A 19,946-nucleotide genomic window follows, 5' to 3' on the forward strand; every position below is an offset into this window, starting at 1 on the left:
GCTGGAGAAAGACTGTGCGTCTTTGCGACTAGCCGGTTTGCCTGAATAAGAGCAGGGTTTCGCAGTAGCAGGTTGGTTTGTGATGGAAACCGATCTCACACGTTTCCGATTCGGGTTCGCGATGGCCTTGCGCTTCTAGGTGCCTTGGCGGTTGACCGTTGCTAGGGTGCAGCGGGTGGTTGGCCCGCGAGACTGCAACCGCTCTATAATTGCGACTTATGTTAAATTTTAAACAGTCACTGAATCAGGGCGAAATCCGCAATCCAAATAGCTCTGAGCGTCTGTATCAGACTGCCGTCGCTTTCTTTTTTTTTGGCGCGAGTTAAGCAAAATAGACCATACCGCCACGGCAGGTTGTGCTCCTCAAAAATACTCGCGGTGAAGACGTTTTCCGCGGGAACGCGACTGCGCAATTCCAACACCACAGTAGCAGAGCAGCTTCGCCGTCAATGAGTTACAACGCCCCAATTAATAAGCTCAGCTCGGGATAACCTGTAAAGTTGGTCGGCCGGTGTAGACGCTCCAGCCACAAAAAACTCCTCTGAAACCCCAGCCGCTGAAAACAGGTGAACGAGAATGGCTGAGGTTAGTTGGGAGTCGGCCTCATCCGACACACCAACTTCTGTCCGCCATTGGTGAACTTCAATTGAACCGCTTCCAACCACATCCCTTTCTGCGCCTCCCAGAAAAAGCAAAGTGCAAGAGCTCGCACACGGACCAGTCGCAACGGTTTTTACGTCTGCGTCGCGAAGAGCCGTATGTCCGCGAATAGCCTCGTCTACTAAACCTCCAGGAGATGAGAACTCTATGACGTTCGCGCCTTGACCAATTGCATTGATCAAAGCGTCCACGCTTTCCGCAGTGACCTCTCCGGAAAAACTGTATTTCTTACCCTTTTCAGGTATTTGAGCCGTATTAGGATTGCCGTTCAGCCAAGGACAATTTCGGAAGAGCTTTTCTGCTTCACCTTTGGAAATCCCGGCTTTTGACAGGGTAGCATTCGACACAAAAGCTTGTTGCGGCGTTCCACCTGGATCGAGATTCCCGAGGCTAATTTTTAGATTCAACCCGTCCGCATAGATGTTCGAATAGCACCAGGCTGTATCGAAGTTCTTGTCTTCTTCGTGCTTGAAGGAATGCCCGGCGGTCACAGGAAATTCTGTACCTCCCAACATGACTGATGTTTCCCTGAAAATAGTAAAGTCGGTTGTTATTACTCCTCCATCAACGGACTTCTCATTAGTTCCAACTGCGGGCCAAGGACTGACTTCAGTGGCAGTCGCACCGGAGGCCTCTGTTACTTGGACTTCGGACTCTGACTTCATTATCCAACTGACAGCAAAACCAATCGCCAAAACTAAAACTGCGGCAGCAATCATAATCAGTGAGGACCGAATTCCCTCTGCAATAAGGACACGACGCTTGGACTGTGCGGCGGCGTGCTCGATTTTAACTTGAGCTTCGGCTTCAACTGTTCTGGTGAGACGAGCAGATGCTTCGCGAACTTGTCTTGCTGGTTCAGCGATCTTGTCTGACATGGACCGAACAACGGATTCCAGCATCTGCGTATCATGCTGCGTGCGCATAGCTAATCTCCTCACTATCAGAATCTTTTTGGGAAGCCGCGAGCTGAGTTTTTAGTTCGTTTGCCGCTTCTTCAGGAAGGGCTTCGAGGATGGCATCCAAGGCGCCCTGTACGTTTTCACCGACAGGAACAGGTACGTAAGTAAACTTCGTTACGGGCACCTCGATTTCGACTGGCTTTTCAATTTCTTTTTCCACAGTGACTTCAACCGGCACCTCAACGCGTTGCACGACAGGTTTCACGCCACGTACGCGAAACCACTCGGCATAGAGGGCAACACTTGCGCCGGTCAAAGCGCCCACGACCCCAAGCAATACCCCAAACGCGGCACCAATCTGCTTGGCCTGGTCTTCGGAAACTTCGTACGGCTCAACTCCAAAGACAAACGACGCCCAACGGTGCATTTGAGACTGGTTGGAGAGCTCCTCGACGTCGGCGGATTTCGTAACCGCTTTTTCCTCCAACACCTCAATTTTGGCACCACGTTCGGCAGCATGCATTTGAGTTTTTGCTAGCGCCTCAACTCGCTCCGCAGCCCGCACTGCACTTTCGGCTTCGTACTCTGACAACCGCTCGGCTGCTTGGTTTCTTGCGGTCTGAGCATCATTCAACGCTGCCAGGGCCTGCGGATCAGGTTCTGTAATAGATGCTTCGATTTCCGTGTTTAGCTTTTGGACCTCGGCGTCAAATGGTGCGCGGGCTTCAGAGATAACTGTCTGCTTGGCCGGCATGCTTCTCATACGGGCATTCAATTGGGCCCGAGTTTGCTGGTCGATTGCTGAACCGTTAAGGCGAGACATGATGCTGTCTTGCTCGCTTTGCCATGCGTCTGCGGCCGCATCGCCGGCTTCTGTTTGCTGTTGGATCACGCGCTCTAGCTGAGAACGAAGTTCTCTTGTCTCTAAGCTTTCAAGACTTTGCTTTGCGCGCTGGAGTGCCTCTTCTCGCAGTGCCAACGAAGTGCGAAGGCTCTCCAATTGTTCAGCATCGGCTTCCTTGATCTTTGTTCCATCAAGTTCATCCTGCAAGGCGGCTTCCGACAAAGCTTTGATTTCGCCGTTGATTTCCCTCAGTTCCGCTTTGGCTTCTGCTACTGGCGTGGTGGTGACGTGAACAAACCTCTCGAATCCGTTGAAAATCGTCTCGAAAGAAATCAGTGCAGCCACCAAAAGCCCAACGGATGCGAACAAACGCGCCCAGCGTCTTGAATGGAAAACAACAGTCGCTGCTGGAATCTTCGCCAACTCCACGGCAGCAAGAACAACAAAAACGCCGAAGACTGGAAACGTCTGCGCAAATCCACTGTCCTCTGGCATGCTTGAAGCCTGTGCGAATGCAATTCCCAAACCGACAGACACCAGAATAAGCTCAATTCCCCAGGCAAGCCGGATGAGCTTCCGCGCGTATCCGAGGTTTTGACTTTTGACGTCAGATTGACCCACGAAATCCGAGGCGAGCCCGCCTACGTTTTCGGTTCCAGAGTTTTCTACTTCTTCCTTCATAACAGCGACCTCACATAAACCTTTGATTTACATAAGTTCGCTCTAGGAATTGACTTTTCATTTCCTGCCAGAGGCTTGAGGAATTGTGCCGTTCAACAGTACTTTGCGCGTCTTAGTCGAGATTTTGCCGCGGATGTTTCCAGATGACGGTAGCGACCACCAGAGTATCGTGCGCAATCCAATGCATGGCCAGCAGATATAACCGCGGCGCCAACGTCCTGCCCATCCGCATAACAGACGCCCACATACCGGTCGTACGTTCGTTCTCCGTTGAGTTTGCACTCAACAGTCTTGCCATTCAAAAACATCACCATCCAACGTTTCGCATTCCTACCAGCGAAGCTGCCGAGTTCGGGTGCATCGACACCTTGTAGTCGGACAGGTGTACCGTTCACCACGATAGTATCAGCGTCGCGAACCTGTAAGCTCCCCGCAGAGAGCGAACTCGCCGAAAAGAAGCAAATTATGAATGCCAATCGCAGCATCTATTTCTTCTCCATTTTTTGAACATGCACACCATAGGTGATCGGCGGGGGGGCTACGCAGATATTTGTGTTCTGTTGCGTGCCACGCCCCCTGATCCCGCCGCACTCCTCGCCGTCGAGCTTCGCCTGTTCGACGATACAGCGGAACTGGACTGCATTTGACCCATTCTCTCCCAAATTGATTGTGAGATGCGGCCAAAAGCTTTTTTTGTCATGCCAGTTCCGGGCAGATTCCTACTTTCACTGAAAGCTAGGAACTTCTGCGCCATCAACGACTTCAGACAAGAAATCAACAGAAGGGTTTTCAGAAACACAATCGGCTAATTTGCCGGTTGATGCACTCGGCTTCTTAGGATGTGCTAACGAGCATCCCCTGCGCGCGCCATTTAAGCTCACAATCAAAGAGCTGGATCAGTTCAGCAATGAGTAGGCTCTGGGTGCAACGCCGGTCCAACGTTTGAAAGCTGTTGAGAATGCAGCTTGGTCAGCATAGCCGAGCGCAAACGCTATCTCAGAAAACGCCATATCATCTTTCATGAAAGTCTTTGCGAGATCGAACCGAAGTTCGTCCACAATTGAACGGAATGTGAGCCTCTCCTCTTTCAGGCGACGCGCGAAGGTTCTTGGGCTCATTCCGAGGCTGGCTGCGACCTCATCGGCAGATAGAATTCGTGCGGGGAGTGAGGTCGTCAGCAAACCTTCTATTCGGGATCGAAGTGTTTGATGTCCGTTTACCCGCTCTCTTAGCAAGCGCTCTCCATATTCAGTAAGATGCTCTCTCAATCTCAAATCATAGGTCGGTATCGCCAAATCCAGCGCTGAAAGCGGCAGAATAATTTCAAGACTTTCCGACCCAAATACGACGGGGAAACCCGCCAATTTCTGAAACTTTTCGGCTGATTTTCTAACCTCGTGGTCGAACCGCATTTCTATCGGAAAGAAATTGGTTTGCGTAATCGCCCGCATTCTGGACAACACTCCAAACAACAGAAATTCAGTATGTCTGTGGAACTTAGAGTAGCTTGGATCCTTCCATGTCACTTCGAAGGACGCAGCGTTTCCCGATACTCTCAGACTATATTCTACAGCCGGGTCAACAATCTCATGAAACCTTGCGGTGTTCTCCACAGCAGCTCGTAGGTCCTTAGAGTATTTGCTGATGTAACCAGATAGGCTATTTGAGACTCGCCAGGTCGACCCCGCCCGAGCTCCAAATGTGACATCGCCTAAGGCGTCGCAGGCTTCCCGTACAAACAGAGCTTCTTTTTTGTACTCGTAGTACTTGGCGTTTGGAGCTGCATCTTTACGTGTCAAACCACTCTTCTTGAGCACGCGTTCAGTTATGCCTTTGTCACCAGACAGTTTTTCTAACGCGTTGACTAAATGCGTGAGCCGAGAGGCATCGACTTCCATGATCACACCAGATTGAATTCGATTTCCCAAAATCCTATTGCTGAGGGATCAGATTTCAAAAAGTTAGTCGGCAGAATGCTGGAATTTCAGGCGGGCACTGGCGAATTGGCAACAGAGGGCGCTGATCAACACGCCCTCTTGGAAAAGTGAACTGGCCAATTTGAATTAGGCAAATTTGGCGTTTGGGATTTTGGGGCCAACGAACGGCAGCATGAACACCGCGAAGGGCATAAAGATCCACAAGCCCCAGGTCCAATCACGGTTTAGCATCGAAGCGCGTCGCGCCAAAACCGTTCCCACGAAGTAGGCTAGATAGCCTTGCCCAATCAAAATTAGAGCGTTGGCTGCATGCGCCTCGGTCCACGTCTCAAAGGTCGACGGTATTCCGTGCGAAACGAGCACCTTCCAGATAAGTGGAACACCAAAAGTAAACCCAAAGAACGTCAACCCATCAATTGGTGCACTAGCTTTTCGTGTCATTCCGTAAATCATGAATCCTAGCCATGTCAGGAGCATTACTGCTTGCACAGAATTCGAAATCGCCATGTGAGTTTCATAATTCATTTCAAGAACCCTTTCTCTTTAACCCTCTGATAAAATGAAGATTTGAGAGAAGGTTTTCTTTATAGATTCTGCCAAAGAGTTAACTCCAGGCGTCAAAATGAAACTCGCTTCCTGAACGTTACTCTTTCCTGCTTTCACCGTTCTCGAAGACTATTTGCCCCGTTTTTGTGTCGAACCCTAATTCATACCAAGCAAACCCGCGCGCCGTTTTCCCTCTGTCAGGGTTTTGTGCAAACTAGTCGATCATTGCTCCAACGATGCAAGGTTCGTCAGGGTAAGAAATCTCGAAGATTGAATCCTATCGTTTCGATAGGGCAAGTTGGTTTGGGCGGCAGTCGGAGGAAGGCATGAGTTTGAAGGATAATTTCATTTGTTGAACAAAAAACCGACGGTCAGACTGGCCTTTCGTAATCGAGAGACTACAAAACAAGAGTTAAATGATCCGACTCGTCATCGTAAGTACCAGTCCAAAACTTCGGTAAACCTAGGTAAATGATTAATCGAAGACTTTTCCTAGCAGCTCCGGCGCTAATCGCTGCTTCGTCATCATCGATTGCATCTTTCGCTCGAGCCGAACCCAGCCCTAATCCGGGTCAATGCGTCATTACAGGCTTCCGAGGAACACGACCTTCCGATCCGGAAGTTTCCCAGCTACTTCGCATGATAGAGAATGAAAGCATTGCCGGCGTCATTCTGTTGGGGCGAAACATAGCTTCCCCAGAACAACTCCTCGAGTTAACAACCTTGCTTCAATCGGCTTCGCCAAGCCTGCCAGTAATTGTCGCGGTCGATCAAGAAGGTGGGCAAGTTTCGCGCCTTGGTCAACAAAATGGCTTTTTGCCATGGGAATCCGCAGCCGAGCTTGCTGTTTCTGGACGCAGCGATGAGGAAGTCTTTGATTACTATTTTGAACGCTCACAAGAAATGGCCGCAACCGGTATCAATTTGAACCTTGGGCCAGTGGTTGATCTGAACGTAAACCCCTTTAACCCTATCATCGGCTCTGTTGGCCGAGCCTTTGGTCGTGACGTCGAGGTGGTAGTTCGGTTCGCAGAGCTGTTTATCAATGCCCACCGTTCGGCAGGTGTAATGACTTGCCTCAAGCACTTCCCGGGTCATGGTTCATCATTTTCGGACAGTCATGAAGGAAGCGTTGACGTTTCTTTGACTTGGAGCCCGGAAGAGATAGCACCATTTGAACGCCTGGTTCGAGCGGGGCTAGCTGACTCAATCATGAACTCCCATGTACTCCACAGATATCTCTCTGATGAGCCCTTTATACCGACTTCATTATCTAGAATATCTGTCACTGAAATGAGAGAAGGTCTGGGATTCAAACGCCCGATCATTACAGATGATATGCAAATGGGTGCGGTCTCAGATTTTATGGTTCCAGAAAAAGCTAGCGTTAGAGCGCTTCTGGTTGGAAATGATCTCCTGATTTATTCTAACTTCCGAGAGCGATACTCATTGCAGTCGACCGCAACGGTTGTAGAAATCTTAAAGGACGCTCTTGCGGCGGGCGACTTGACCACAGAGAGGACCAATACAAGAACCGCAACCGTACGTTCATTTAGGAATGAGATGCTCAATTCCCGTTTACGACGCCAGAAATGACACCCATCTGTTTTGTATAATTTCCCGATCCATATTTTGGGAAACACCAGGACTTCTTAGGCACATAGCTCCATGCCACACAATTTGTTGTAGCTTGACACGCGTGTCTGCACTGATCCAAAGACATGTTCCGCAGCCCCTTTGGGTACAAGTCGTAGCCGGAAATATCGATACTTGTTGCCTCAATGAACGGGCGATTGAAAACATCCGGATTGATTTTAGCGGGATTTACGACCGCACTGGTCACGCCAGACGCAATACTCACATTTTCAACACCGCGTTTTGGCCAGCACCAGCTGGTTGCGTGAACATAGCTGTACGCAGCACACAATGGATTGTTTTCGCAGTAGTTTTCGCAACTATTTAAACTAATGTTGCGGATGCCGCTGGGGTATAGATCTGAGCCAAAAAAGTCCGTATTTTCAATGCGTTCAGTTCGCTCTGACACCGGAGGTTTCTCAGTATTCGGTACTGGCTGCGTTAGCTTCGGGGGCGCGGCTGCCACCGCAGTAGACTCCGGACGTCGCAACTGTCTCAAAGCTTCTTGGTTGATCGATAGGAATTTATCTACCTCATCAATCCGACCCAGGAAGCCTTCATTGTCGGTTTTTAATCCTAGACGCTGTTTCTCAGATGATTTGAAATAATACATCTCCGTAGTGCCGAACATTTTTTCATATACGAACGGTGGAGTTTCGAACTCATTCAAGATTCCAATGATATCAGAGGTTGTGTATTGAGTAGCAGCCGTCGTCACATCCTTTCGGCCTTGACTTGCTGCGTCTGATGCACCCGAATAAAACTGGTGAACACCTAATTCGCCCAGAACCATTCTGCTTCTTCCGCCCAAAAAAATCTTGGCGCAGGAAGATTCACAACGCGCATTTTCAGGAATGTAGGTGTTTACGCCTTTATCATTCAAAATTGATGCCATCTGGAGCGCATCGTAGACGTTTCCTCCGGCACTGGCAGCCACAACCAAATCAATTTCGTAGTCGCGCATTGCCCTGCGAAGCTCAAATGAGTCTCCAGCCTTTATCTCAGCAACCAAAAAGAGAACATTGGGTACTTCCTCGTAGTGGTGATAGCTGCCAAAAGCTTCTGGCTCGCTAGCCGCAACGGCAGGGAATAGAACAAGCGAAGCTGCAATAACAGAGTTAGCGAAACGCAATTTTGTTACTTTCCGTAGTTGATCTAGGACTGATTTTATTGTGTTTTTTGGTAATGTTGAGACCCCATTACGTTTTTTACGCGACCTTCCAGAAATCAACCAAAAGGACTGCGATGGCTTTCCTTCGAAGTTTGTGGGCGAACGCAAGTCGCGCTTCACTTTCTGAAGCTTAGTTTGAGAAAACTGCATAATTGAAGGCTCCTCTTTTAGCTCCACGAACTTTTCTCGATACTGAATTATGTACGAGGCGAGAACTCTGCTTTCGACTTCGCGCCAATGAGTAGGCAAAAAATGCCAAATTTCTGCCCTCAGGTGACAGAACCTAAAGTAGTAAAAGCAACTTGGCAGAAGAAACTTCGAACCAAATTTGCGAGCCTTTGGAATTGGACTTCACGCCAGTTTTCGCTGGATAGCCAGTGTCGCAACCATCTTGCTCATCCAGTTACCAGCAACAGCCACATGCTATGAATCCCCGAACGGGAAGTCTCCTAGATAGAAGGTAGCGCGTTTCAAAAACCAGGATAGCTATTTTCTTTTGGTACTTAGTTAGATTGGCAGCATTTCAAAAGTGTTTGGCATTTTCGCATGAGAAAACGTGCTTCAACCGTGCTTTCTACACACCAACAAAAACAGTTTTGAAACGGAGAGCCGCATCAAACCGATCCGGTGAAAAAGAACATGACACCATTGAAACACCTCAACATGGGCGCAGTCGCAATCGCACTGGGTTTTTTAACGGCCTGCGGAACCACATACCAGGTAACTGAAGCCACAGATGCGCATAACGCAGTTGCCGCGAAGATGTTCGCCGAAGAACGCAATCCTACGACTGCAAAAGCAGGAAAAAAACTATCGCCAAAGCAAGCGGTGCGTCAGTTCAACAGCGTAGCGCGCCGCGTCGAGCCGGTTGCAGAGAATTTTTGCCGTCAGCATACAACTGATCGAAAGGGTTTTAATTGTGACATCAAAATAATGGTCGATACTAAGACGCCTTATCGCAACGCATATCAGACGTATGGGAAGAACAATGAACCGTTGATTGTGTTCACGATTCCCATGATTGCGGATGCTCGCAATGAAGACGAACTGGCGTTTGTGATGGGTCATGAAGTTGGCCACCACCTAGCTGAGCATCTCAAAAAACAGGAGCAACAAGCTGTCGCTGGTGCTCTCATATTGGGTATGGCCGCAGCATACGCCGGAGCCCACTCACACTACACAGATCCTGCCGTAACCCAGCAAAACGTCCAGAACGCGGTTTATGCCGGTTCCGCATTGGGCAGCAAGGCCTACAGTCAAACCTACGAACTGGAGTCGGATGTGATCGGCACCTACATTGCAAAGTCTGCGGGGTACGATCCGGTTCAAGGTGTGCGGTTTTTTGCCCGGCCGGAAAACCCACGAGAGGTGAACGGTCAGCTAAGTTTCTGGGGAACGCACCCACCGGATACGAAGCGGATCGCGACAGTTTTGGCGACGGTAGCAAAGATGGAAGCCGGGCAATCGTCTGGGTTACAGCAAGCCACCAACTAGCGTTATCGTTTTCGAGTAAACGCACTCCTAAACACAAAGCTGGCACCAAAAAGGGCGGTCGATATGATAGCCGCCCAAATTTGGCTTTTACCCTCATGGATAAGACCCGTTCCGGCAATGTGCTCTTCAGCAATAAAGCCAAAGTATTCCTTTGGGGCTGGCCTAAAATGGAAATAGCCGAACCGCTGCATAGCCGCGCTTTGTTAAAATTTTTGATTCCTGGCTTTCTCCCGCAAAAACGGTGCGAATTTCCGACAGTTTCAGGAAAACGAATGTTTCTTCCGGTGATGTCTTGAAGGACGATGTGCGCGGTATCACTATTAGACTAAGCGTCCTAAAACCAAGTCTTGTTCATTGTTTTCACTCCCTGATTGGCTGCGTTCCAAGCCAAAGCAGCTCACCGAAGCAAATCAAAAGCCCGCAAGCGAGCTTGATGCCGAACCGGTTGCGAAGGTCGGCACCAATATCGACCGGCCGGTCATCAATCTTTATCGACCCCATATCACCTCTGGGGATTGTCTGATTGTCACCGGGTATCAGGACTTCTTGTCTTCGCTGTCGATTTTGATGAAGGAATTGCCCGAGCTGAGGGATCTGGAAAACGACAGCGATATCCGGATCCGGATATCGTTCGGGATCGACACTGCGAATACCAAAAGACTGACAAACCCCAAACCAGTCACCCAAGAAATGAAACTCTACTGGCTGGAGCGCTCCGGGCTTCAAGTGGAAGAAGATCACGATCTCATCGCAGTGCTGGCAAAACACGCCATCAAAACCGGGAAAATTGATTTGCGTGTCTTCGATCCGGAGCTTGCCAAACGCAAGTTGGGTATATCTGGGGATCGGCGGCTACACTCAAAAATCGTCTGTTCCCCAAAAGGTGCCGTCGCCGGGTCCGCAAACTTTTCCTACTCAGGGCTCTACAGAAACATCGAGTATGCCGATGACCTGGATGCGGGCACGCATGAACTTCAGGTCGAACGCACAGAAGCCGCCGAGCAGGCTTGGGATGTGTCTGTCGATTGGAATACCGAGGCGCTGGAGATACTCGAAAAGCTTATCAAACCGGTGACCGCTGAAGACGCGATGGCGCGAACAATTTCGGAGCAAAAGGGGTTTGAACCCTGGCTCACTGGCGCCCGAAAAGAGATCACGAGCCATACGCTGTTTGGGTATCAACAGGAGCTGACCTATGAGGCGTGTTCCATCGTCTATGACCATGGCATCGCCTTCGTAGAAGCGCCAACCGGTTCAGGAAAGACAGAGATCGGCTGTCACCTGGCCGAAGCATTGTCAGAAACATTCTCAGAAGTCGTGCCCCGCTCCCCCGTCCATGGCGTTGCGCGAAAAAATGCGGCTGTAATTGCCCCGCCCAAAGTTATTCCCAGTTGGCGCAAGTATTCGACAAACTCGCTCCAACCTGTCGCGAATAGCAAACTTGCCAAACAACACCTCCGCGGCGCTGGCGATGAAGAAAAATCTGGGCTCAGGCTCGATCAGTTTGGCATTCTGATAATCGATGAAAGCCACACGGTTACACCAGGCTTTGAACAAGCATCTCAAATGGCTTCAGCCATCGAACTTGCCCCACCAAGCTGGAATGTCTGTCTGTCAGCAACGCTGCTCGGGAACCGGGATGTCGACTGGTTGACCCATATGCAGGAGAAGCGGGCGTCCATTTTCATGACTCCGCATTTCATTCAGGCCATGGGTGAATTGTTCGAGCGCGAAACCCAAGTTCCTAAGGATATCTTCAACCAGGATGCGCAACTGGCCGTCCTATCAGAGCCTGACACGACGCTCACGCGAGAGGCTCGCAACGAACTCGCTCAGTTGGTTTCGCCGTTTTTGACACGCAGACAACGGAAATGCATTGGCGAGGACGAAGATCCGACCAAGCACAGTTACCCAAGACTAGAAAACCACGGGCGACCGAAGAAACTTAAGGTGACAAAGCCTCAGCAAACGCGCCTGGACGAGATTGTGGCTCTCTGCAAAGAACTTGCGCCCGGCGGTAGGGTGACCGCAGTCGAGAAAAGCCGCTTCGGACACGTCAGCACGCAACAAAGCACGCAGGATCAGCTCTACATCCGAAACCTTTTGAACATTCTGCGCGTGAGTGCCGCCCAAGCCCATTGGGAGATGTCTCATGGAGCTATTGGCAAATCGCTTCGCGACTTCGAGCGTGGTGGAAAATCGAAGAAAAAGGTATCCCACCGCGACCAGTTCGACATGTTCGCAGCACTGGGAATAGAAGCGCCTGAACCCACAAAGAAATGCGACGCTTTAAACCAAAAACTGGGTCTCAGTGTTCTCAAGGAGCTTGATGAGAAGCGGTATGAGGCGTGCCTGAGAATACAAAATGAAAAAGACAGGGTCGTCTTTCTCGCAGAACGGACGGACACACTCGAAATTTTTGCAGAAGCGCTTTCGCGCAGAGGCCACCACACCAACTATGTCGTGGGAAACCAAACCAAAGGTGCAGATCGCGCCGTGAAGGCGATCTTTGGAGATGGCGCCGACAGTTTCAAGCGTATCAAACAGGGCAAGTCCGTGGAGTCTTACTTCCGACCTGGAGGAAAGAACGAACCAAAAGGATCTGCATCGGTTTTTCTGACTTACAAGATGGCTGAAGGTATCAACCTACAGTCGTCAGACACGCTGGTGTTGCTTGGTGTGACCTCGAACCTGAAAGAGCTCATCCAAGGTCTGGGTAGGATCGACAGGATCGATAGTGAGTTCGGGGTCGTCAATTACCACCTTATTGATGTGCCAGTAGGTCAGTTTGCATCTGACGAAAAAATCGCCCAACGCATAGAGAACTATAAAACTTTGGCTGGGGAGGCGCCAATCGACGCCGTCTTGGAAGAAAGCACCGAAGACGCAGAACTGATCCTCGAGAGTGTCGTTGAATACCTGCGATCCCCGCGGCGGCTTCGCGACAATAACTTTCACGACGTGCTGGAACGCACCAAGCAAACAATCCCCGAAGACCGCTACAAACTCATCGACAAGGCCAAAATCCAGGGCACCTGGGGCGCCGAGTTGGCGCTCCTATCGGCCCGTGAGAAATTCACGGCGCTACATCTCAAAGGATTTAGCAAGAGCAATAGCTTCTTTCCGCCTCGCCTGCTGCTTCTTAAGGATACTGCGCCAGGCCTGATATTGGAACGCGACCAGCTGGCCTGTGTCCAAACTCTGGAGACTGCATACGAACGGACCAGAAGCCTTGGCATGGAACACGCCCACATGTCACTGGAAGATCTCTCTGAAGCGCTAGAGACGATTTCAGAGCAGATTGGCAAGCTGACCGAGTGGGACTTGCGCCCCGCTCGCGTTGAGAGCCTCATGAAGGCTTGCGCCGAGTTTATGGGACGCAAAGATGGTGTCGAACTCAGTGATCAAGTACTGTTTGGCCATATGTCACTGCCGGCCGTGGAAATGGTGTGCGAGGCATGGAGCCGTGAGCTTGATCCCTTCTGGGAAAAAGCGAAACACGAAGTGCGTGACAGCTTCGCCTATGAGGATCTTCCCAAGGGGTACATCGCGCTTCAGGTTATCCTGGAAAAGCTCGAAAGCGATCATCAGGCGTCCGATGAGATCCATGAAAAGATGGTCCGGGTCATCGAGGAAGCTGAGCAGGTTTCACGCGACCATGAACCTGCAATTGGACAGCGCATTTCAGTGGTGTTCTATTCGGATGGCGCGGGCGAGCACTAGGCGGCCTCAGACAGCAGCGAAGCCAGGTCACTTAGTTTTACTAGGTGCCCTCGCGTCGTCTTGCCTTCAATTTGCGCGCCATGTGTCTCAATCCCTTTGCTCTCAAAATCGGACAGTAGCTTTCGGGATGTTGTACCTCTTGACCTCGCCAGTGTCGCGACGGGCATGTACTCGCTTTGAAAGATCACAAGCTGCTGTGGTCTGACCAAGAAAGACTCGCTTGGGCCGTGCGGAACTTTGCGAGATCCGAGCAGGCCCAGCTTGCACCAATGTGTCACCGCCTGAGCCTTCCAACCCGTTAACTTCGCGACATCATTTGCAGTCCAGTCCAACGAGTGCCGCTCAGATCGCAGAACCTTTTCGACGTCCGATTTCTGGAACCTGAAATCACCGAGTAGGACATCCTGATCTTCCAATTCAGCAGCGATAGAACCTTCACAAATGAGACGAATGAGCTTCTTCAGCGCCGTCTTGTCAGTTGTTCGATTAAGCGTAAGCTCTTTGAACAAAACTGCCTCTCCCGTCAATTCAGTGGCCGATGCTCTAATCTTAAAGACAAGTTCCTCTACCGAATTCGAGTGGAACCGGCCATCCACGAGCGGTGGCCGATCTGAAACTGGGACTTCGCCGACCACACCAAGTTCTTTGAGAAATTGGAATTGTGTACGTCCAACTCCCAGATAGTCACATGTTTCTGCCGCGCTCCAGAAGCGCCGACGATCTGCTGCAATGTTGAGAACTTCGAATTTGGGAACGACTGTTTGATTATGTCCAAATCCGCGTTGACTGATCTTGCCAGCGATCTCTTTTTTCTGGACTGCCGCAACGAGACGCTGTGCAGAAATTCCGAGTTGTCGTGCCGCTTCCGTTGCGGGCAACCACTCTCTCGATGAAGTAGACGCCAAACGACCCGGATGGAAGCCACTGAATTCTCTCTCGATCACACGTGCCACTGCGTCCTTAAACACATCGTATTCCGGTTCTCGAAACCGCATTAGGCGCTGATACCATTTGCCAAGCCGCTCAGGAGCAGAAGTTGCATCGGGATCACCTTCATGCAGCAGCTTTTTCACATAATTTTCGAAACCATGCGGCCAGTTTGCCAAAAGGGATTCGACCGGCGCCATTAGTCGAACCGCGTCTTCAACGGTCTTCGGAATTTTCGTTTTTCCGAACTTACCCGTACGGCTAGCTTGAAACCCAGAGGCTAGGAAATGAACGAATTTACCGATGTTGCTCGGGGGTCTGGTTCTGGTTTCGGCATGTGGGATCAATGGACCGGTGCCTGAGATTGCGGATGCTACATCGCACTCGTGCTCTGAAGCTTGATAGCGTGGCAGGTTATCAAGAGGAAATCCACAACTGCACAATCGATAGCCACCCACCTGTGGTGTCAATCTCTCCGAACAATTTGGACAAACGTCAACCAGCCTCAATCGATGTTCATGACATGCAGTTACCAGGGAGTGCCGCCATAGCGCTTGATATGGTTTCTTTTCCGCGAGGCATTGTGGGCAAACTGGGTCAGAGTGAAGACGTTCGTATTGCCAGTCTCTACTAGGATCTTTCGGTGGCGAGCTAGGTGCGAGACGTTCAAGTGTCCCGGGCGGGACCCTCAACTCCTCTTCAAATGCGGCGATATCATCAACCAATTGACGCCCGTATCGATTGCCAAGTTCTGCCAAAAAATCCGACGTGAAGTAGTGTGCTTTTGCTCGCCCTAAACGCCTAATATAGCCCAACAGGCTTTCTGAATTTTTTGGTCTCAGAAAGTCAGAGTGTCTCGATGTCATGCGGCCTCTAACGCTTCAAGGTCAATGAGTGACTCTGGGGTCACATCCAAGCCAGCATCCTGCATGACATGGATGTAGGATCGAACAAGGTCGATTTTCTGAGGTGCTTCCTCCCCAAAAAAGTAACCAGCGTTTAGGCTCTTTTGCGTCAACTGAATTGCGCTGTCCGAGATAATCTTGGATGTCAGCGTCGTCGACTTCATCTTGAGCGCGGCCACTTGGAGGATGCGCACAAGCATTCCAACGCGACCTCCAGTTACGCCGTACAATCTGACCACCAGTTCTTCGAAATCAAAGTCAAACTGGCCACCGGCGGCTTGCATGTTGCATAGAGCTTCAGAGAACGCTGCGGCAAAGCTTGTAGCATCGGCGCCACTCGACCAAGCATACGGAAACAGCTCGATAGTCGACAGCGTTCTGTCCCTCAATTGCTCGTTTTCATCAATGAGCCCCTGAAACTTAGGCAAACCGGCGAGGATCAACGTGACCCCTGTTTGATCGATTAGCCATTTGAAATGGTCGGTTGCGCCACGTTTTGACAGATGAGCACCTCGTTCGGCGCAATGGCTACATTCATCCAACGCGATTGTGCGAATACCTTTTTCACGCACAGCGAAGCACAGACGGGCCTGTAAATCATGCGCGCTTTGGGTTGGTCCGGCTTTGACCCCAACGGCTTCCAGCATCGCTGTAAGCAGTGTCTTGCTGTTTGGTTTGGTCGGAATACTTCCGATGACAAAATCACTTGCTCCGCTCAAACCAGAATACTCAAGCAGGTCGCTACTGAGATCTGGTCGCTTGCCGAGTTCAACTTGAACGTCATTCAAGAGTTGCGTCTTTCCGCAGCGTGTAGGTCCGGACAAGAAAACTGCGGCGCCGTTTAACTTGCGAGAGATGGAGACGGCTTCAACCAATTTGTCTTTGGCAACCAAATAGCTCGGATGTTCAATTGTCTGGTTCAGAACTTCAAACACTCGCTCTGTCATTGCGGGCACCCTCCTTTAGAGACAAAACTTGGCAGTTTGTTGGGCAGATCAAACTCAGGTTTTTCCACCCTGTACGCGGGCTCTGAATGACCGTGCTTATCCATGACTTTCTTGGATTGGGCGAAGATTTCCTGTCTTCGCTCCTCTTTGGCGGCCTTCTCCCGAGACTTTGCGGTCTTTGTCCTTGCCTTTGGTTCTTCTTCGTAAAGGTGCAGAGCCATCGCAGCGATCAGCGCCTTTTCTTGAAGCTCTTCGTCTTCCGGGGTGAAGGTTTGCTTTCGCAGCCTCGCCAACTCATCGAAGGATAGAGCCGGGCACTCTTCATACTTTGCGGGTACGAAGAAATGCTCATTATTCAGGCGATCCAAAACCGCAATTTCTCGAATGTCATTCGGGTCAACGCGGATATCGACTGTCGTGGGTACACCGACCATTTTCAAGTAGTTGGCGAGTTCAGCGCTATGGTATGTCACTCCTCCGTAGGAGATACCGTACCGTTGCACAGTTCTCGTCGCAGCCTGAACCATAAACATCTCTCTGAGTTCGTGGGGATCTGGGGGCATTGGTACAAAACAGTCTTTGGAAGTCCTACGCCAAGATTGCATCGGAGATTCCAGTCTTCGGAGCACGTGTTGTACGCGTCGCCTGGGCATGCGTAAGTACACATCGTAGCGCCATTTTTGCAGTCGCGTTTCAATCTCTTGCAAAGTTAGGCGGGCCTCTTTTTGTGCCTTGTCCGTCCGATCTCTCGGGCCGATGAGGGACGTTTGCGAAGCACCAGGGAATTGAGTGACAAACCGGCTCAGCTCCAAGAAGAAACGTTCGATGAACGGTTTTTTATCCGGTCGACCTGGGATCATCTTGCGCCATTCCAGGCTCGAACAATCGATGATCGTATGGAAGACGTCACCGCTGTTTTCGGTGCCCTGGTCTGTAATCAACAGCTGAGGCGTCCCGAATGTCTGAAAATCGTTCTCGACACCGTGCATCATGAAAAATGCTGGTGTTTTGGGCTCCAAGATTTCCTTTACAGTTCGAGAAACCAATGCAGTGTCGGGACGGCTCCAACTGAGTTGCATCCCAAGAATAACACCGGTTGCGCAGTCGATTGCTACGCAAATGTGGGGGCGGCCAATTGGGGTTCCGTCATCATCGACGCACCAAACATCGAGCGTGGTGCAATCCAATTCTACCCTTTCGAGCGGGGTGGATACTCTTTGGTACTCCAGCGCCATTAGATAGCGCCTGTTTGCCTCTTCGTCCCCCAGTCGCCGTTTTAAAAGCCCGGCATGTGGCAGGCTGTAAACAATTGCTTCAACACACTTTCTTCCGCAGGGACCGGGCACCTTGCCTTCGGATTCGCATTGCCTTCGGTACAGCCGCTTGGCTTGCCGGGCAATCCAAGTGATAGTTTTTAGGTCGTTGTTAAGAAAATGTTCTTCCAAAAGATCCAAAACGACCTCCCGGAACTCCGCGTTATACCTCGGAGTACGATTGCCGGAATTACTTGTCTTGGATCGTAGACCTGCTTTTCCTGAAAGTAGGTACTGCGTGCGCCAATTCTGAATGGTCCTTACAGTCGGAAAAGGTTTCTTCCGATGTACATGAAGCGGATGCGCAGCGAACTCATCTGCCAATTTGTCTCTAATCTTAGCCCACGAGTATCCTTGTCTTTGTAGTTCAATTACTCTGACAAGGATCAGTTCTCGAAAGCACGTTTCGTTGTTTTCCTCTGGTGTACCCAGTCTTTTGGAAGTCGTACCATGAAGATGCGGGCTGCTTACCACACCGAGAGAATAAAGCGTCCTGAATTCTTCATTGGTAATTTCTTTGTATGTCCCTTGTTCATCCTGAAGCAAAACGTGGTCTCGTTGATGACCAAACTCCTTGACCACGAAAGCTTCCGTTCCGATGAGAACATTCCATCCGACATAGTTGGGGCCTTGCTGCGTCACAGTGGAAAGATCTCCAGATGAGACTTTTGGCCGTAGGCTAACTGTCCAACAGATTTGGGTCGGAGCATGCCTGCTCTAAGATCAACTGAGATGTGGCCCAATACGATTGAACTTAGTACATCGATCTGGCTACAACCCAGTTCTTGCAGGAGAAATTCCAACCGGAACGTTTGTGCTTCAATTGAAGACAGTTTGCGAAGGAACTCGTCAGTCGGAGACCTCTGAATGTAGGGATGCAGAGATCGGATATTGTGCACCAAATCTCTGGCAAGAAATTGATCGGTGAGGATCAGAAGCTCTAAACCGAGGCTTCTAAAGATGTTTGGCAGTAGCAACGTGCTCTCATTGTGCTTCAACAATCTAGAGTGTCGCACTTCCACGAAGAGCTTCCGGCCATCAAAACAGATGACTTCAAAATCAGGGGTGTAAGGTTTTGGTTTGTATCCCGTTCCCTTGAACTTGGTGATGAGCTCCGCTTTTGTTGGATAAACACGACCTGATTTCAGATCGAATGTGCAGGGTTGCGGCCGGATAGCCTTAACCTTCGGATGCAGGTCACAACCAAAGGCAAAACTTGCCTCTAACCCACTTTCAGTCTGGATCACGCCTTTTGCTTTTCTTGTAGACAAGAAATGCGACTTCTTTTTTTGCCCTCTTCGCCAAGCTTGGCGCGCAGGGATTTCTGCTCTACTGTCGATTTTCATAGGGTATTCCCTACAACATCGGCGTCGTCCTTTGCAAATAATTGTTGCCGACGCACAATAATGGTGAATTAACCGATGCGAAAAAGCAACGGCCTCGAAGACGTGGCAAAAAAAGATAATTGGATAGATTTTGGTGAGGCCCTAGCAGAAGCGGTCGAAAACCCAATAAAATATGACCTTCGCACATCTTCGGAAGTTCTGAATTTGGTGGCGGAACTAAGAGGGAAGCGTGCTCATACCCTGAGAAATCCGCTCGAAGCATACAAGTGGTTAAAAAAGAGATTTCCTGACGTAGAAAAAGATAGACCAGCTTGGTTGGGTATGACCCTGGTCATGTTTTTGATGAAAATAGAAGAACTGGATCCGACCACTGCTGAAAGACTCGCGCCCCAGGTCTTCGGCGGACAAATGAGACAAGTCGAGCTAAAGGCCGAGTTCGACCGACTCCGACAGGAGCGAGCAGAAAAGCACTCGGATACAAATCTTTCAAAACTATCCTCTCCTCAACGCGCGCAAATTTTTGATCAAACTGTTTTCTCTTTTCTCAGGGTATATGGCCCCAAGATGTTCGGTTCCGACAACGCGGTGCTCAAAGACGGAAGGAGCCTAGGTTCATTGTATCCTGACTACGTCATCGAAGTTGATGGGAAGCCCAAAGTAGCGGTCGAAATAAACGCGCACAGGACAAGAGTAGAAAGACAGTTCGCAATAAATACACTTGGCTATCTTTGGCTCCTTAGGAGACTTGTACCAGAGGCGCTCTTAGTCGTACCTCAAGACTCTGGTTATGACCTGAAACATCTGGCAAAGCTCCGAGATGAGATTGGTCTTGATGGAATTTGTTTCGCAACATTACCAGAAGCTGGAGCCAAGCGTTTTGAAGACTTGGTGGTTCAGGAGTAAGGAACGGGATAA

Annotated in this window: 15 protein-coding genes and 1 pseudogene; 5 read left to right on the forward strand and 11 right to left on the reverse strand. The window is 50.2% G+C overall.

What is annotated here, in order from left to right; all coding sequences use genetic code 11:
* Window positions 1-446: 446 nt before the first annotated feature.
* From ACR0LH_RS18320 to ACR0LH_RS18340, 5 genes are all read right to left on the reverse strand, one after another.
* Window positions 447-1,586, reverse strand: a complete 1,140-nt coding sequence (locus tag ACR0LH_RS18320; protein ID WP_480504116.1) for a hypothetical protein — start codon at window positions 1,584-1,586, stop codon at window positions 447-449.
* Window positions 1,570-3,087, reverse strand: a complete 1,518-nt coding sequence (locus ACR0LH_RS18325; protein WP_480504117.1) for a hypothetical protein — start codon at window positions 3,085-3,087, stop codon at window positions 1,570-1,572. The genes ACR0LH_RS18320 and ACR0LH_RS18325 overlap by 17 nt, the downstream gene beginning before the upstream one ends.
* Window positions 3,088-3,179: 92 nt before the next feature.
* Entirely contained in the window at window positions 3,180-3,572 is a 393-nt protein-coding gene (locus tag ACR0LH_RS18330) for a thermonuclease family protein (protein WP_480504118.1), read from the reverse strand.
* A 411-nt stretch (window positions 3,573-3,983) separates the two neighbouring features.
* Window positions 3,984-4,985 (reverse strand): helix-turn-helix domain-containing protein, encoded by a 1,002-nt coding sequence (locus ACR0LH_RS18335; RefSeq protein ID WP_480504120.1) that lies wholly within the window; start codon window positions 4,983-4,985, stop codon window positions 3,984-3,986.
* A gap of 165 nt (window positions 4,986-5,150) precedes the next feature.
* Complete coding sequence (locus ACR0LH_RS18340; RefSeq protein WP_480721995.1) at window positions 5,151-5,531, reverse strand: hypothetical protein; 381 nt, start codon at window positions 5,529-5,531, stop codon at window positions 5,151-5,153.
* A 678-nt stretch (window positions 5,532-6,209) separates the two neighbouring features.
* Between ACR0LH_RS18340 and ACR0LH_RS18345 the strand changes: the two genes are divergently transcribed.
* The gene (locus ACR0LH_RS18345) at window positions 6,210-7,166 is read left to right on the forward strand and encodes a glycoside hydrolase family 3 N-terminal domain-containing protein (RefSeq protein WP_480504122.1); all 957 of its coding nucleotides are present in this window, start codon (window positions 6,210-6,212) and stop codon (window positions 7,164-7,166) included.
* On the opposite strand, the gene ACR0LH_RS18350 is transcribed toward ACR0LH_RS18345, so the two are convergent.
* The gene (locus tag ACR0LH_RS18350) at window positions 7,138-8,526 is read right to left on the reverse strand and encodes a PAN domain-containing protein (protein WP_480504123.1); all 1,389 of its coding nucleotides are present in this window, start codon (window positions 8,524-8,526) and stop codon (window positions 7,138-7,140) included. The genes ACR0LH_RS18345 and ACR0LH_RS18350 overlap by 29 nt on opposite strands.
* Window positions 8,527-9,015: 489 nt before the next feature.
* Here ACR0LH_RS18350 and ACR0LH_RS18355 point away from each other — a divergent pair, with 489 nt between their 5' ends.
* From ACR0LH_RS18355 to ACR0LH_RS18365, 3 genes are all read left to right on the forward strand, one after another.
* Window positions 9,016-9,870 carry a M48 family metalloprotease gene (locus tag ACR0LH_RS18355; RefSeq protein ID WP_480504125.1) on the forward strand — a complete coding sequence of 285 codons (855 nt, stop codon included), beginning with the start codon at window positions 9,016-9,018 and terminating at the stop codon, window positions 9,868-9,870.
* 95 nt (window positions 9,871-9,965) lie between these two features.
* Window positions 9,966-10,166, forward strand: coding sequence for a hypothetical protein (locus ACR0LH_RS18360; RefSeq protein WP_480504126.1), 201 nt, complete (start codon window positions 9,966-9,968; stop codon window positions 10,164-10,166).
* A gap of 58 nt (window positions 10,167-10,224) precedes the next feature.
* Window positions 10,225-13,593: a DEAD/DEAH box helicase family protein gene (locus tag ACR0LH_RS18365; protein ID WP_480504127.1), complete on the forward strand. Its 3,369-nt coding sequence runs from the start codon at window positions 10,225-10,227 to the stop codon at window positions 13,591-13,593.
* Here the strand turns inward: ACR0LH_RS18365 and ACR0LH_RS18370 are convergent.
* The 5 genes and pseudogenes from ACR0LH_RS18370 to ACR0LH_RS18390 all read right to left on the reverse strand — a co-directional run bounded on the left by ACR0LH_RS18370 (window position 13,590) and on the right by ACR0LH_RS18390 (window position 19,031).
* Window positions 13,590-14,720, reverse strand: a complete 1,131-nt coding sequence (locus tag ACR0LH_RS18370; protein WP_480504273.1) for a hypothetical protein — start codon at window positions 14,718-14,720, stop codon at window positions 13,590-13,592. The two genes, ACR0LH_RS18365 and ACR0LH_RS18370, sit on opposite strands and share 4 nt — an antisense overlap.
* Before the next feature lie 312 nt (window positions 14,721-15,032).
* A pseudogene (locus ACR0LH_RS18375) lies at window positions 15,033-15,386 on the reverse strand (TniQ family protein); the annotation flags it as partial.
* Window positions 15,383-16,372, reverse strand: coding sequence for a TniB family NTP-binding protein (locus ACR0LH_RS18380; RefSeq protein ID WP_170515825.1), 990 nt, complete (start codon window positions 16,370-16,372; stop codon window positions 15,383-15,385). The pseudogene ACR0LH_RS18375 and the gene ACR0LH_RS18380, both read right to left, overlap by 4 nt.
* Window positions 16,369-18,267: a Mu transposase C-terminal domain-containing protein gene (locus ACR0LH_RS18385; protein WP_480504128.1), complete on the reverse strand. Its 1,899-nt coding sequence runs from the start codon at window positions 18,265-18,267 to the stop codon at window positions 16,369-16,371. Before ACR0LH_RS18385 ends, ACR0LH_RS18380 begins: the two co-directional genes overlap by 4 nt.
* Before the next feature lie 56 nt (window positions 18,268-18,323).
* Entirely contained in the window at window positions 18,324-19,031 is a 708-nt protein-coding gene (locus ACR0LH_RS18390) for a hypothetical protein (RefSeq protein WP_170515819.1), read from the reverse strand.
* A 75-nt stretch (window positions 19,032-19,106) separates the two neighbouring features.
* Here ACR0LH_RS18390 and ACR0LH_RS18395 point away from each other — a divergent pair, with 75 nt between their 5' ends.
* On the forward strand, window positions 19,107-19,934 hold the full coding sequence (locus tag ACR0LH_RS18395) for a hypothetical protein (RefSeq protein ID WP_480721997.1): 828 nt from the start codon (window positions 19,107-19,109) through the stop codon (window positions 19,932-19,934).
* Window positions 19,935-19,946 lie beyond the last annotated feature (12 nt).

Source organism: Ruegeria sp. CL6 (assembly GCF_056536465.1).